General features: G+C 67.4%; 13 protein-coding genes. 8 read left to right on the top strand and 5 right to left on the bottom strand.

Going from position 1 to position 13,155, the window contains the following annotated elements; translation table 11 throughout:
- Positions 1 to 35: 35 nt before the first annotated feature.
- Positions 36 to 1,796: a heparinase II/III family protein gene (locus tag RCAP_RS01400; protein ID WP_013066019.1), complete on the bottom strand. Its 1,761-nt coding sequence runs from the start codon at positions 1,794 to 1,796 to the stop codon at positions 36 to 38.
- Positions 1,797 to 1,890: 94 nt separating this feature from the next.
- On the bottom strand, positions 1,891 to 3,156 hold the full coding sequence (locus tag RCAP_RS01405; protein WP_013066020.1) for an RsmB/NOP family class I SAM-dependent RNA methyltransferase: 1,266 nt from the start codon (positions 3,154 to 3,156) through the stop codon (positions 1,891 to 1,893).
- A 78-nt stretch (positions 3,157 to 3,234) separates the two neighbouring features.
- Here RCAP_RS01405 and RCAP_RS01410 point away from each other — a divergent pair, with 78 nt between their 5' ends.
- The gene (locus RCAP_RS01410) at positions 3,235 to 3,414 is read left to right on the top strand and encodes a DUF1674 domain-containing protein (RefSeq protein WP_013066021.1); all 180 of its coding nucleotides are present in this window, start codon (positions 3,235 to 3,237) and stop codon (positions 3,412 to 3,414) included.
- A gap of 85 nt (positions 3,415 to 3,499) precedes the next feature.
- On the opposite strand, the gene dapB is transcribed toward RCAP_RS01410, so the two are convergent.
- The gene (gene dapB, locus RCAP_RS01415) at positions 3,500 to 4,309 is read right to left on the bottom strand and encodes a 4-hydroxy-tetrahydrodipicolinate reductase (RefSeq protein WP_031320796.1); all 810 of its coding nucleotides are present in this window, start codon (positions 4,307 to 4,309) and stop codon (positions 3,500 to 3,502) included.
- 106 nt (positions 4,310 to 4,415) lie between these two features.
- Here dapB and rbfA point away from each other — a divergent pair, with 106 nt between their 5' ends.
- The 6 genes from rbfA to rpsO all read left to right on the top strand — a co-directional run bounded on the left by rbfA (position 4,416) and on the right by rpsO (position 8,645).
- The gene (gene rbfA / locus RCAP_RS01420; RefSeq protein ID WP_013066023.1) at positions 4,416 to 4,850 is read left to right on the top strand and encodes a 30S ribosome-binding factor RbfA; all 435 of its coding nucleotides are present in this window, start codon (positions 4,416 to 4,418) and stop codon (positions 4,848 to 4,850) included.
- Positions 4,840 to 5,583 (top strand): phosphodiester glycosidase family protein, encoded by a 744-nt coding sequence (locus RCAP_RS01425; RefSeq protein ID WP_013066024.1) that lies wholly within the window; start codon positions 4,840 to 4,842, stop codon positions 5,581 to 5,583. The genes rbfA and RCAP_RS01425 overlap by 11 nt, the downstream gene beginning before the upstream one ends.
- A 50-nt stretch (positions 5,584 to 5,633) precedes the next feature.
- The gene (truB, locus tag RCAP_RS01430; protein WP_013066025.1) at positions 5,634 to 6,545 is read left to right on the top strand and encodes a tRNA pseudouridine(55) synthase TruB; all 912 of its coding nucleotides are present in this window, start codon (positions 5,634 to 5,636) and stop codon (positions 6,543 to 6,545) included.
- Positions 6,542 to 7,060 (top strand): DUF1643 domain-containing protein, encoded by a 519-nt coding sequence (locus tag RCAP_RS01435; RefSeq protein ID WP_013066026.1) that lies wholly within the window; start codon positions 6,542 to 6,544, stop codon positions 7,058 to 7,060. The genes truB and RCAP_RS01435 overlap by 4 nt, the downstream gene beginning before the upstream one ends.
- Before the next feature lie 128 nt (positions 7,061 to 7,188).
- Complete coding sequence (locus RCAP_RS01440) at positions 7,189 to 8,244, top strand: calcium-binding protein (protein ID WP_013066027.1); 1,056 nt, start codon at positions 7,189 to 7,191, stop codon at positions 8,242 to 8,244.
- Between the two features lie 131 nt (positions 8,245 to 8,375).
- Positions 8,376 to 8,645: a 30S ribosomal protein S15 gene (gene rpsO, locus RCAP_RS01445; RefSeq protein WP_013066028.1), complete on the top strand. Its 270-nt coding sequence runs from the start codon at positions 8,376 to 8,378 to the stop codon at positions 8,643 to 8,645.
- Positions 8,646 to 8,799: 154 nt separating this feature from the next.
- On the opposite strand, the gene RCAP_RS01450 is transcribed toward rpsO, so the two are convergent.
- On the bottom strand, positions 8,800 to 10,236 hold the full coding sequence (locus tag RCAP_RS01450; RefSeq protein ID WP_013066029.1) for an aldehyde dehydrogenase family protein: 1,437 nt from the start codon (positions 10,234 to 10,236) through the stop codon (positions 8,800 to 8,802).
- Positions 10,237 to 10,461: 225 nt separating this feature from the next.
- On the opposite strand from RCAP_RS01450, the gene RCAP_RS01455 reads away from it, so the two are divergent.
- On the top strand, positions 10,462 to 10,680 hold the full coding sequence (locus tag RCAP_RS01455; RefSeq protein WP_013066030.1) for a hypothetical protein: 219 nt from the start codon (positions 10,462 to 10,464) through the stop codon (positions 10,678 to 10,680).
- Positions 10,681 to 10,750: 70 nt separating this feature from the next.
- Here RCAP_RS01455 and pnp read toward each other — a convergent pair whose 3' ends face one another.
- Positions 10,751 to 12,904, bottom strand: a complete 2,154-nt coding sequence (pnp, locus tag RCAP_RS01460) for a polyribonucleotide nucleotidyltransferase (protein ID WP_013066031.1) — start codon at positions 12,902 to 12,904, stop codon at positions 10,751 to 10,753.
- Positions 12,905 to 13,155 lie beyond the last annotated feature (251 nt).

Consider the following 13,155-nt stretch of genomic DNA (forward strand, 5'->3'; position numbering starts at 1 on the left):
CTTTCCTTCTTTGCAAGGGCCGTCGCGGCCCGTGGTCAGGGAGCGGGAACGGGCGGCCGGGGCTCGCCCTGATTGGCGCCGGGGGTATCCTGAGCCTTGGCCAAGGTCCAGCCGATTTGCTGGATCGGCGCCTGCAAACGCCCCGAAAGCACGATTTGTTGCGTGGCCCGCGGGCGCAGACGACCCTTTTCCAGATAGACCGAGGGATCAAGCGTCAGATCGACCGGGCCGTCGAAGCGGAAAACCCAGATCTCGCCGGATTTGAGCGCCATCGACACCGCCCAGCCGCCCATGTCGAGCGTCGCATCGACCTCGGGGTGGATGTGGAAGCGAATCTGGAACGGGATGCCGCGCAGGGCATCGGCCTGAAACACGGTCTCGAACCGGGCCTTGTCGGCGCTGGTCATCGCGCCGAGCGTGTCCATCCCCTTCAGCGCATTGCCGTCGGGGGCAAGCTCCAGTTCCCGGATATGGGTCAGCCCGTGGGTGATCAGATAGCCGTCATGGCCGAACAGCGCATGTCGGGCCGGGTCGGTTTCCGGCCGCATCCAGACTTCGGACGGCGTTTCCTCGAGCCAGGTCCGCATCGCCGCGCCGGTGCGGCGGGCGGGGCCAAGCCGCGACGAGGAATAACCCTCGATCGCCAGCGTCGAATGGCTGGGGGTGGCGCGGCCGGCGCGGTGCCAGTCGGGGCCGAACATCGCCCCCGAGCCGCAATTGACGATCAGCGGCCAGCGCCCCGAGGTGAGTTCAAAGGCCAGCGTCGAGGCATGGGCATTGGCCGAGGCGGCGCCCTTGGGCGGCGGGGCGGCATCGACGATCAGGCTGGTGCGGCCCGCATGCAGCCGGGCAAAGCCCATCGCCAGCCCGGTCCGCGCCACGGCCCGGGTGCCGGTGGCGTTCAGCGCCGTATCGAGCCGCCCCTCGGCCCCCCGCCCGCCGCCGTGAAACCGGGCCAGCCCGCCATCGGCATGGCGCAGCGCCCGCAGCGTCGGCGCGATCCGCGCGATCGCGGCCAGATGCGCGGGCAAAGGCGTGCGCCCGGCCGCGGTCATCGCATCGGCCGCCCACAGAAGCAGCGTCAGAACTTCCAGCAATTCCTCGGGGTTGCGGGTGGGAATGCCGCCCGCCGCATCGATCCCCCCGGCGCATTCGGCGGCCAGGGCTTCGGCCGCGGCCCCGGCATGACGTTCCATCCCGGTCAACGCCAGGCTGGCGTAGATCAGCCCGGTCAGCGCCTCGACCTGCGGCAGGCCCGGGCTGGCCGAGCGCCAGCGCCGCGCCAGAAACAGCGTCTGCTGCCCGAGCGAGCGGAAGAAGGCCTGCGCCTCGGTCTTGTCGCGGCCATTGAGCAGGAACGGCGCATGGTTGATCAGCCGGATCAGCCGCCGCCCGGTCAGATCCGGGGTCCAGCCCGGCCCCCGGGCCCGGCCATAGCGGGCGATCCAGCCGAAGACCCAGCCCTGCGCCCTCTCCCGCGCGGGCCGGTCGCCCACTGCCGCCAGATCGTCAAGCCAGGTGCAGCCCTGCAGCGCCTCTTCGAAGCTGGGGTCGGGGACGGGCAGATCCCAGATCGCGCGGTCGGCGCCCTCGACCAGAAACCCGGCAAAAAGGAAATTCCCGGCGATCATCTGCCGCCCGCGGGCGAAAGAGCCGATCGAGCGCGGCTCGGGCTGGCTGACAAAGCCGGTGGCCGGGCTGGCCATGGTGGCGCGCAGCGCCGCCAGCCGGTCAAGGAAGCCCGTTAGCCGCCCCCGCGATCCGGTCCGCGCGGATTTGCCCTTGTCCGCCGTCATCCTGCCTGCCCTTGAATGTGAACCGTCATGTCTGGTGTCGCTTTTGGCGCAGAATAAAGTCCTGCCGGGGTCCTGTCATCGGCTGTTTTGCCGGTCAGCCGTCCCGCCGCAACACGGCGATGAAGAAGCCGTCAAGCCCGCCGCGGTCCGGCCAGAAATCCGGGCGCAGGCGCAGGCAGCCGGTCTCGGTCAGCCAGTCGGGATCAAGGCCGGGGGCGGTGATCGGGACAAGGCGCAGCCCCGGATGACGGGAAAGCGCCGCGGCGATCTGCGCCTCGCCCTCCTCGGGCAGAAGCGAGCAGGTGGCATAGACGAGCCGCCCGCCGGGCTTGAGCCAGCCAGGCGCCCGGTCGAGCAGAGCCGCCTGCAGCGCCGCCAACTCCTTGATGCCGCTTGCGTCTTTCACGAAGGGCAGATCCGGGTGGCGGCGAATCGTGCCGGTGGCGGAGCAGGGCGCATCGAGCAGGATCGCGTCAAAGGGCGCCGCGGGCGTCCAGTCGAGCGCATCGGCCACGACGGTTTCGGCCCTCATCCCGCAGCGGGCCAGATTCTCCTCCAGCCGGTCAAGACGCGGGGCGGAGACATCCAGCGCGGTGACCCTTGCCCCCGCGGCCAGCAGCTGCAGCGTCTTGCCGCCGGGCGCGGCGCAAAGGTCAAGCACATGCTCGCCCGGCTGGGCGTTGAGCACCCTGGCGGGCAGGGCGGCGGCGGCATCCTGCACCCACCAGTCGCCCGTCGCATAGCCCGGAAGTTCGGTGATCTGCCCGGCCTGCGCCAGCCGCAGCGAGCCGGTGGGCAGCAGCTCCGCGCCCAGTTTCGCGGCCCAGGTTTCGGCCTCGGCTTTCACCGACAGATCGGTGGGGGCGCCCGCCAGATGCGCCGCCTCCATCCGCATCACGGCGACCTTGCCGTAAGCCGACATCAGCCGCCCGCGCAGCCAGCCCGGCAGCGCGGGGGGATCAAGCCGCGCCCAGCGGTCGGTGTCAGAGGCGATCTTGCGCAGAACCGCATTGATCAGCCCGGCAAACCCCTCGGTCTTTTGCCCGCCCGAGCGGGCAAGGGTGACAAGCGCATCGGTGACGCCATGGGGCGCCTCGCCCAATGCGCAGATCTCGACCGTGCCAAGGCGCAAGAGCACATGCAGATCAGGCGGCGGCGCCTTGCGCAGATGCGGTTTCAGCATCGCATCGGCGCGGGTGAGGTTGCGCAGCGTGGCCAGCGCGATCCTTTGCGCCCGGGCGCGGTCGGGCGGCGCCAGCGCGGCCAGCTCGCCCGCCTGTTCGGCCAAGGTCAGCCGTTCCTGCAGCACGCCGGACAGAAGCGCCGCTGCCGCACGACGGGCCGGATCGATCGAAGCCATGGCGCTTTCCCTTGCTTGTTCCCGTGGATGGGGCGGCCTATATCAGGCCCGACCCGAAACGCAAAGCCGGAGGCCTTGATGCGCGAAGACGCCCCGAAGGAGCTGCCCCCCGCCGCGATCCGCGCGCTGGCCGAGGCCGAAGAACGGCGCAAGGCCGCCAAGGCCGCGGAACTGCCGAAGGAATTCGGCGGCCGCGACGGACCCGAGCCGGTGCGCTTTGGCGATTGGGAGAAGAAGGGTATCGCCATCGACTTCTGAGGCGCCTGTTGCCGACGCCGGGGGCTGTCTGCCCCCGGACCCCCGAGGATATTTGCGGCAAGATAAACAGACGGCGGGGTTGGGCTCAGATCCCCAGCACGTCGATCATGTCGTATTGGCCGGGCTTCTGGCTTTGACCCCAAAGCGCGGCCCTGAGCGCGCCGCGGGCGAAGATCGCGCGGTCGGTGGCGATGTGGCGCAGCACGATGCGCTCGCCCGCCGCGGCGAAGATCACGTCATGTTCGCCCACGATATCGCCGCCGCGGATCGCCGAAAAGCCGATCGCGCCGTGTTTGCGGGCGCCGGTGATGCCGTGGCGACCCGATTCGGTCATGCCGTCCAGATCGATGCCGCGGCCCTCGGCGGCGGCCTGGCCCAGCATCAGCGCCGTGCCCGAGGGCGCATCGACCTTGCGGTTGTGATGCGCCTCGACCACTTCGATATCCCAATCGGCATCCAGCGCCGCGGCAACGGTCTTGGCCAGTTTCGTCAGCAGGTTCACGCCAAGGCTCATGTTGCCCGCGCGGATCTGCACCGAATGCCGCGAGGCGGGTTCCAGCGCCGCGATCTGCTCTTTCTCGAAACCCGTGGTGCCGATCACATGCACGGCGCGGGCCTGCGCGGCGAGCCGGGCGAATTCGAGCGTTGCCGCAGGCGCGGTGAAATCGATCACCGCCTGCGCCTTGGCAAAGGCTTCCAGCGGATCATCACTGACGATGACGCCATTTTTCGCCCCGCCGAGCGCCTCGCCCAGATCGCGGCCGATCCAGTCATGGCCCGTGCGTTCGACCGCGCCGACAAGCCGCGCCTTGTCCGAGGCGGCGACGGTTGCCGCCAACATCCGTCCCATCCGTCCCGAAATCCCCGTGATCACGATCCCCGGCAGGTCACTCATCTGTCTCTCCATGCGTTTCGCCTTTCCTAGACCGCGGTTGCCCGCTTGGCAAAGCCCCGTTGCAGCCCCCGTTGCGGAAAGGGCCCGAAAGCCCTATGTGCGGGGCATGGCAAAGAACCGTTTCTCCTCGGGCGATGGCCCCTCGCAGCGTCAGCTTCGCGTCGGCGAACTGATCCGGCGCACCCTCTCCGACGTGCTTTTGCGCGGCGATGTGCATGACCCGGACCTCAACAAGATCTCGATCACCGTGGGCGAGGTGCGGACCTCGCCGGATCTGAAGGTGGCGACGGTCTATGTGGCGCCTTTGGGCGGCACGCTGGGGGGCGAAAGCGCCGAGGCGATGCTGGCGGCGCTGCGCCGTCATTCGGGCGAGCTGCGCCATCATGTGGCCAAGGCGATGACGCTGAAATACGCGCCCGACCTGCGGTTTCGCATGGACGAGACCTTTGACCGGCTCGATGAGACGCGGCGGCTGTTTTCCGATGAAACCGTGCAACGCGACATCGCCGCCCGCGATGACGATGAAGGCGATGAGGATTAAGCCGCTCTGGGCGCGGCTTTTCGCGGCGCTGGCGCTGGTGGTGCCGCGCGCGGTGCTGGCGGCCGATCCCTGTCATACCGTCACCTTCGAGGACACGCCTTTCACCGTCTGTCAGGCGCAGGCCGGGCAGGATGTGCGGCTGTGGCTGAAGAACGATCAGGGCCAGATCCTCGGCAATGCCGAGCGGGTCAAGGCCGGGCTTGCCCCGGGCGAGCGGCTGGTCTTCGCGATGAACGCCGGGATGTATGCGCCAAGCCGCGATCCGGCCGGGCTTTACATCGAGAACGGCGTCGAGAAGCAGCCGATCGTCACCCGCGAGGGGCCGGGGAATTTCGGCCTGTTGCCGAACGGGGTCTTCTGCATCTCGGACCGTTTCGCGGTGATCGAGAGCCGCGCCTTTGCCGCCGCCCCGCCCGCCTGCCGCTTTGCCACGCAATCCGGCCCGATGCTGGTGATCGACGGCGCGCTGCATCCGCGGTTCCTGCCCGACAGCACCTCGACCTATATCCGCAACGGCGTGGGGGTTTCGGCCGACGGGCTGACCGCCTGGTTCGTGATTTCCGACCGGGCCGTCACCTTCCACCGCTTCGCCCGCTTCTTCCGCGACAGGCTGGGCGCGCCGAATGCGCTTTATTTCGACGGCTCGATTTCGCGGCTCTTCGTGCCCGCGCAGGGCCGGGCCGATTTCGGCCTGCCGCTTGGTCCGATGGTCGGGCTTGTTGCCCGCGATTGACCCGCAGGCCGCAAGGCGCTAGCAGGCGGGCCTGCATCAGGGAGACGGTCATGGGTCGCAAGAAGGGTCGCGAGATTTCGGGCTGGGTTGTCGTCGACAAGCCCGCGGGGGTGACCTCGACCGCGGTCGTGGGCAAGGTGCGCTGGGCCTTTGACGCGAAGAAGGCGGGCCATGCGGGCACGCTTGATCCGGCGGCGACGGGCGTTCTGGCGGTGGCCTTGGGCGAGGCGACGAAGACCGTGCCCTTCATCACCGATGCGCTGAAATGCTACCGCTTTCAGGTGCGCTTTGGCGCCGCGACGGCGACCGACGATGCCGAGGGGGCGATCGTGGCGCGGTCCGACAGCCGCCCGAGCGATGCCGAGATTCTGGCTGCGCTGGCAGCATTCCGCGGCGACATAATGCAGGTGCCGCCGCAATATTCCGCGGTCAAGGTGGAGGGCGAACGCGCCTATGATCTGGCCCGCGAGGGGGTCGATCTGGATCTTGCCGCCCGTCCGCTCTGGGTCGAAAGCCTGGAGATGATTGCGCGGCCCGATGCCGACACGGTCGAGCTCGAGATGGTCTGCGGCAAGGGCGGCTATGTCCGCGCCATCGCCCGCGATCTGGGGCAGGCCCTGGGCTGCCTTGGCCATGTGCTCTGGCTGCGCCGGGTCTGGTCGGGTCCGTTCGAGGCCGACAAGGGCCTGAGCCTTGAAACGATCGACCGGATGGCGCGCACGTCCGAGCTGGATGCGCAGCTGCTGCCGCTGGAGCTGGGGCTCGATGATCTGCCCGAGGTCAAGGCCACGGTCGAAGGCGCGGTGCGGCTGAGCCATGGCAACCCCGGTCAGGTGATCTGCTCGGGCATCGACTTCGGCACCGAGGTCTGGGTCAGCCACCACGGTCTGGCCATTGCGGTCGGCCGTTACATGGGCGGCGAGGTCCACCCCGAGCGCGTCTTCAACCGGACCGGGGCATGATCACCCGGACCCATGTCAAGGGCGATGCCCCCTCGGTGGCGGTCTATTCCGACTGCGAGGCCTATCGCTATCTGCTGACGCGGGTCTGGGATGACGCCCTGCCGCGGGCGCTTTTCGTGATGCTCAACCCCTCGACCGCGACCGAGGTGCAGAATGACCCGACGGTGGAACGCTGCGAACGCCGGGCGCGGGCGCTGGGCTTTGGCGCTTTCCGGGTGACGAACATCTTCGCCTATCGCGCCACCGATCCGCGGGCGATGCGGGCCATGGCCGATCCGGTCGGGCCGGAAAACGATGCCGCGATCCGTGGCAGTCTGGACTGGGCGGGTGGCCCGGCGGACCGGATCGTCTGCGCCTGGGGCACGCATGGGGCGCATCTGGGCCGCGGCGCGGCGGTCGAACGGCTGCTGCGCGAATCGGGGCGCGATCTGCATCACCTTGGCCTGACCGCGGCCGGGGCGCCGAAACATCCGCTCTATATCGGCTATGCGCAGCCGTTGCAGCTTTGGGTCTGACCCGCGCGGGGCGGCAAGGGTTAACCATGCCCCGGGAAAACCACATCGCGACCTTGTTTTCGCCGAGTTTGCTTTTGTTCCGCGGGGCGGTTTCCGCTATGATCCCGCCGCAAAGGTGAGGGTGTGCCATGCTGTTCCTGTCTGGGTTTCTGGGGCTTTTGATGGCGGGTCTTGCCGCGGGTGTCGCGCCCACCGGGGATGACGAAACCGAGACCGCCGAGGACGACACCCAGGATCAGGCCGAAGCCGGTACCGGCAGCGAGGACGGCACGGACGATGGCTCCGCGCCGGAAGATCCCTCGACCGACGACACCGAGACCACCCTTCCCGGCGATACCCCGACCGAGCCCGACCCCTCGCCCGAGGCGACCGACGGGCGCGACATCCTTTGGGGCGATCTTTTCGACGATCAGCTTGACGGTCTGGCGGGCGATGACCAGATCAACGGCTATGCGGGCGATGACACGGTCAGCGGCGGCGCGGGCGATGACAGCCTTTGGGGCGCGGCGGGCGACGACAGCCTTGCGGGCGGGACCGGCGACGACAGCCTGGAAGGCGATTATGGCGCCGACACGCTGACCGGCGGGGCAGGCGATGACACTTTGGCGGCGGGTTTCGGCGACGACAGCCTGAGCGGCGGCGCCGGGGCGGATCAGCTTCTGGGCGGCGCGGGCGACGACCGTGTCGAAGGCGATGCGGGCGATGACAGCCTGTGCGGCAATGCCGGGGATGACACGCTGATCGGCGGCACCGGCACGGATGAGCTGAGCGGCGGAAATGGCGACGACCTTCTCATCGGGGTTGTTTCGGACGATCAAAGCGGCAACAGTGATGCCGATGGCATGGATTTCCTCAACGGCGGTGTGGGGGCCGATACGCTTATGATAGGTGCGGGTGACTGGGCCTCGGGCGGCGAGGATGGCGATCTGTTCGCGCTGGGCGAATGGAACGATCCCGAGAACCCCGCGACGATCACCGATTACGATTCCAGCGCCGATCAGATCGTGGTCGTCTATGACCCGGACAACGGCGTCGATCCGGAAGTGACGCTGGAGCCCGCGACGACCGAGGGCAATGTCTGGATCACGCTGAACGGGGTGCATCTGGCCGAGGTGGTCGATGCGGGCGATCTGCGCCCCAAGGATGTGCTCTTGATCACGCCCGAGGAATTCGGCGCCATCTGACCGGGCCTGGGGCTTCCCTTTGCCCCGCTTTTCCGCTAAACGCCGCCATCCGCCGGATTCGGCGGAGACTCCACGGGCCCTGCTGGACGACATCCCGGCTTGCGCCATCACCCTTTGCACAGGAGACCCCGATGTCGATCACCGTCGAGACCAAAACCCGTCTGATGAAAGAATTTGCCACCAAGGAAGGCGACACCGGCTCGCCGGAAGTTCAGGTGGCGATCCTCAGCTCGCGCATCGCCACGCTGACCGAGCACTTCAAGGCCCACAAGAAAGACAACCATTCGCGTCGGGGCCTGCTGATGATGGTGGCCCAGCGCCGCAAGCTGCTCGACTATCTGAAGAAAAAGGACGTGGCCCGCTACCAGTCGCTGATCGAGCGTCTCGGCCTGCGCCGCTGATCCCTTTCGGGTTTCGGAAAACGGAACGCCTGCCCCCCGGGGCAGGCGTTTTGCTTTTGGGGGGTGCCCTTGTCTGCTGCGCCGCCCGCGGGGGCGCTGCCGCCGCACCCCCGAGGTATTTGCGGCAAGATGAAAGGGGCCGGTTCGGGGGGGCTCAGTCCGCCCAGCCCGAGATCGATTTCACCTCGCAGAATTCCTCGATGCCCCAGCGGCCGCCCTCGCGGGCGCGGCCCGAGGCGCGGACGCCCCCGAAAGGCGCCCCGGCGCCGCGGCTTTGGCCGTTCATCTCGACCATGCCCGAGCGCAGCAGCCGTGCCAGCCGGTTGCGCCGGGCGCTGTCTTGCGACTGCACGTAATTGGTCAGGCCATAGGGCGTGGCATTGGCGATGGCGACGGCCTCTTCCTCGGTGTCGAAGGGCATGATCGAAAGCACCGGGCCGAAGATTTCCTCGCGCATCACGGTCATTTCGGGCGTGACATCGGCAAAGACCGTCGGGCGGATGAAGAAGCCCTTGTTCAGCCCCTCGGGGCGGCCAAGGCCGCCCGCGACCAGACGGGCGCCTTCCTTGATCCCGGTTTCGATCAGGGACTGGATCTTGTCGAATTGCGCCGCGTTCACCACCGGGCCGATGTGGCGGCCGGGGGCCTGCGCCGGGGCGACCTTGATCGCGGCGGCGACCTCGGCGGCGATCTGCACGGCGCGGTCGTAAAGCGGGCGTTCGACCAGCATCCGCGTCGGCGCGTTGCAGCTTTGGCCGGAGTTGTTCATGCAATGCCGCACGCCGCGGGCGATGGCGGTGTCGTCGGCATCGGCAAAGACCAGATTCGCCCCCTTGCCGCCCAGTTCCAGACAGACCCGTTTCAGCGTCGCTGCAGCGGCTTGACTGATCGCCTTGCCCGCCCGGGTCGAGCCGGTGAAGGAGATCATTTCCACATCCGGATGCGTCGAAAGCTGCGTGCCCACGCCCGCGCCGTCGCCGTTCACCAGGTTGAAGACGCCCGCGGGCACCCCCGCCGCGTGCACGAATTCCGCAAAGAGCAGCGAGGAGAGCGGCGCCTCTTCCGATGGTTTCAGAACCATCGTGCAACCGGCGAGCAGCGCCGGAACGACCTTCAGCGTCACCTGATTCATCGGCCAGTTCCAGGGCGTGATCAGACCGACGACGCCGACGGGCTCATAGGCGATCATCGCCCCCGGCGTGCCGTCGCCGAGCGGATGCAGCCATTCGAAGTCTTTCGCCGCCCGGATGAAATTCGAAATGTGCCAGATGCCTGCGCCCACCTGGCTGTCGCGGGCGAAATCGATCGGTGCGCCCATCTCGAGGCTCATCGCCTGCGCCATCTCCTCGGCGCGGGATTGATAGATCGCCAGCAGGCGTTCGACCGTCGCCAGACGCGCGGCGGGCGGCGTCGCGGCCCAGCCGGGCCCCGCGCGCAGGGCGGCGGCCACCGCCGCATCCGTATCCGCCCGGTCGCCGAGCGAGATCACCGCGCAGGGCTCTTCGGTGGAGGGGTCGATCACGGCATGGTCGCGCGGCTGATGCGGGCCGACCCATGTCCCGTCGATGTAGAAGTGGCGTTTCTCGATCATGGCAGTCTCCCTTGTCCGGGCCAGCGTGACAGGGGCGGGGCGGCGTGACAAGCCACCTGCCGGAAAATTTGATCAAATTATTTCCGGCAGGTGGTAACCAAATCTTACCAGTCATGCAGTTTCGGCATCGCGGCATTGCCCAATCCCCGGATTGTGCAAATGCAGCATCAGGCGCAGGTTATCGGTAACGGCGGGATGGTCCTGCCGGTTCCGAAAGACGAAAAGATGCCCCTCGCTTCTGCGCTGTCCCAGCCCCGCCCGCTTGCCCTGCTTGATGTCCTTGCCCGCGCCGTGGCGCAGCTGCGTCAGGCCCGGGCGCAACACCGTGCCTATGTCGCGCTGATGGCCGAATTCGACCGCATGACCGATGCCGACTGGTTCGACCTTGGCCTGTCGCGCCACAATGCCCGCGATCTGGCCCGCCATACCGTCTACGGGCGTTAAGCCCCCGGCCAAGGGGCCGAAAAGCAAAAGCCCCCGCGGTTGCGGGGGCTTTGCCGTTTCCGTGATACGATCAGCCCTCGGGCTGTTCGTCCTTGGCCTTGGTTTCCGGCGGCAGTTCCGCGCCGGTCTCCTGATCGACCATCTTCATGCCAAGGCGCACCTTGCCGCGATCGTCGAAGCCCAGCAGCTTGACCCAGACTTCCTGACCTTCCTTCAGCGCCTCGTTCGGGTGGTTCAGACGCTTGCCCGCGATTTGCGAGACATGGACCAGACCGTCGCGCTTGCCGAAGAAGTTCACGAAGGCGCCGAAATCGACCAGCTTCACCACCTTGCCGCGGTAGATCTTGCCCTCTTCCGGCTCGGCCACGATCGAATAGATCATGTCATAGGCCTTCTTGATGGCTTCGGCATTGGCCGAGGCGATCTTGATCACGCCGTCGTCGTTGATGTCGACCTTGGCGCCCGAGACCTCGACGATCTCGCGGATCACCTTGCCGCCCGAGCCGATCACTTCGCGGATCTTGTCGGTCGGGATCTGCATCGTCTCGATCCGCGGCGCATGGGCCGAGAATTCCTGACGACCGGCCGAGAGGGCCTTCGACATCTCGCCCAGGATGTGCATCCGGCCGTCTTTCGCCTGCGCCAGCGCCTGCTGCATGATCTCGGGGGTGATGCCCGCGACCTTGATGTCCATCTGCAGCGAGGTGATGCCGTTTTCGGTCCCCGCCACCTTGAAGTCCATGTCGCCCAGGTGGTCTTCGTCACCGAGGATGTCGGTCAGAACCGCCCAGCGGCCGTCACTTTCCAGGATCAGACCCATGGCCACACCGGCCACCGGGGCTTTCAGCGGCACACCGGCGTCCATCATCGAGAGCGAGCCGCCGCAGACCGACGCCATCGAGGACGAGCCGTTCGATTCGGTGATCTCGGAGACGACGCGGATCGTGTAGGGGAAGTCGGTCGGCGCCGGAAGCACCGCCTGCAGCGCGCGCCAGGCCAGCTTGCCGTGGCCGATCTCGCGGCGGCCGGGGCTGCCGACGCGACCCACTTCGCCGACCGAATAGGGCGGGAAGTTGTAATGCAGCAGGAAGTTGGAGCGGAAGTTGCCGTTCAGCGCGTCGATGATCTGTTCGTCATCGCCGGTGCCGAGCGTGGTCACGACCAGACCCTGGGTTTCGCCGCGGGTGAACAGCGCCGAGCCATGGGTGCGCGGCAGGATGCCGACTTCCGCCACGATCGGACGGACGGTCTTGTTGTCGCGGCCGTCGATGCGGGCGCCACCGTTGATGATGTCGCCGCGCAGGATGCCCGATTCCAGCGCCTTGATCGCCGAGCCGAGGTTGATGTCGGCCAGATCTTCTTCCGAAAGCTTCGACTTGATCAGATCGACCGTGGCCGAGATCGCGTTCGAGCGTTCCTGCTTGTCGCGCAGCGCGAAGGCGGCGCGCATTTCGGCCTCGCCCGCGGCTTTCACCCGGTCGAGCAGCGCCGAGTAATCCGGCGGATCGAAATGGAAGGGCTCTTTCGCGGCATCTTCGGCCAGCGCGATGATCAGATCGATCACCGGCTGCATCTGTTCGTGGCCGAACTTGACCGCGCCGAGCATCTCGTCTTCGGTCAGCTCATAGGCTTCGGATTCGACCATCATCACGGCGTCTTTCGTGCCCGCGATGACCAGATCCAGACGCTGCTCGGGGTTGTCGCGCAGCTTGGTCATGTCGTCCATGGCCGGGTTCAGCACATAGGCGCCATGGGCAAAGCCCACGCGCGCGGCGCCGATCGGGCCCATGAAGGGCACGCCCGAGATCGTCAGCGCGGCCGAGGCGGCGATCATCGCGACGATGTCGGGATCGTTCACCAGATCGCAGGACAGAACGGTGGCCATCACCAGCACTTCGTTCTTGAAGCCCGGGACGAAGAGCGGACGGCAGGGACGGTCGATCAGACGCGAGACCAGCGTTTCCTTTTCCGAAGGACGCGCCTCGCGTTTGAAGAACCCGCCGGGGATCTTGCCGGCGGCGTAGTATTTTTCCTGATAATGCACGGTCAGCGGGAAGAAATCCTGCCCCGGCTTCGCCTCTTTGGCGAAGGTGACGTTGGCCATGACCGAGGTTTCGCCCAGAGTGGCGATGACCGAGCCGTCGGCCTGACGGGCAACCTTGCCCGTTTCCAGCGTCAGCGTTTCGCCGCCCCACTGGATCGATTTTTTCGTAACGTTGAACATCAGCGTTTCCTGTCTGGGAGCACGCATGGGACCTTCCCATGTCTCCCGGCATATGGCGGCCCCATTGCCGCCGCCCCCCAATCCTTCGCATGCGCCCGGGGGGATTGGGCTCACGTCGCAGATTGTGCGCCCTTACAGGAAAAACGCGCTTTTGGGAAGCAGGAGTTGCGGCGCCGCCCGCGGGGCTGCGTCGAATTGGACCGCGGGAACTGTGCGCAGATCGCCGGCACCCGCTTGACGGCCCCGCACAA

Source organism: Rhodobacter capsulatus SB 1003, assembly GCF_000021865.1.
GTDB lineage: Bacteria > Pseudomonadota > Alphaproteobacteria > Rhodobacterales > Rhodobacteraceae > Rhodobacter > Rhodobacter capsulatus_B.

Coding starts and splice junctions, on each gene's coding strand:
- RCAP_RS01400 (WP_013066019.1), bottom strand. CDS start 1,796: ATGACGGCGGACAAGGGCAAATCCGCGCGGACCGGATCGCGGGGGCGG.
- RCAP_RS01405 (WP_013066020.1), bottom strand. CDS start 3,156: ATGGCTTCGATCGATCCGGCCCGTCGTGCGGCAGCGGCGCTTCTGTCC.
- RCAP_RS01410 (WP_013066021.1), top strand. CDS start 3,235: ATGCGCGAAGACGCCCCGAAGGAGCTGCCCCCCGCCGCGATCCGCGCG.
- dapB (WP_031320796.1), bottom strand. CDS start 4,309: ATGAGTGACCTGCCGGGGATCGTGATCACGGGGATTTCGGGACGGATG.
- rbfA (WP_013066023.1), top strand. CDS start 4,416: ATGGCAAAGAACCGTTTCTCCTCGGGCGATGGCCCCTCGCAGCGTCAG.
- RCAP_RS01425 (WP_013066024.1), top strand. CDS start 4,840: ATGAGGATTAAGCCGCTCTGGGCGCGGCTTTTCGCGGCGCTGGCGCTG.
- truB (WP_013066025.1), top strand. CDS start 5,634: ATGGGTCGCAAGAAGGGTCGCGAGATTTCGGGCTGGGTTGTCGTCGAC.
- RCAP_RS01435 (WP_013066026.1), top strand. CDS start 6,542: ATGATCACCCGGACCCATGTCAAGGGCGATGCCCCCTCGGTGGCGGTC.
- RCAP_RS01440 (WP_013066027.1), top strand. CDS start 7,189: ATGCTGTTCCTGTCTGGGTTTCTGGGGCTTTTGATGGCGGGTCTTGCC.
- rpsO (WP_013066028.1), top strand. CDS start 8,376: ATGTCGATCACCGTCGAGACCAAAACCCGTCTGATGAAAGAATTTGCC.
- RCAP_RS01450 (WP_013066029.1), bottom strand. CDS start 10,236: ATGATCGAGAAACGCCACTTCTACATCGACGGGACATGGGTCGGCCCG.
- RCAP_RS01455 (WP_013066030.1), top strand. CDS start 10,462: ATGCCCCTCGCTTCTGCGCTGTCCCAGCCCCGCCCGCTTGCCCTGCTT.
- pnp (WP_013066031.1), bottom strand. CDS start 12,904: ATGTTCAACGTTACGAAAAAATCGATCCAGTGGGGCGGCGAAACGCTG.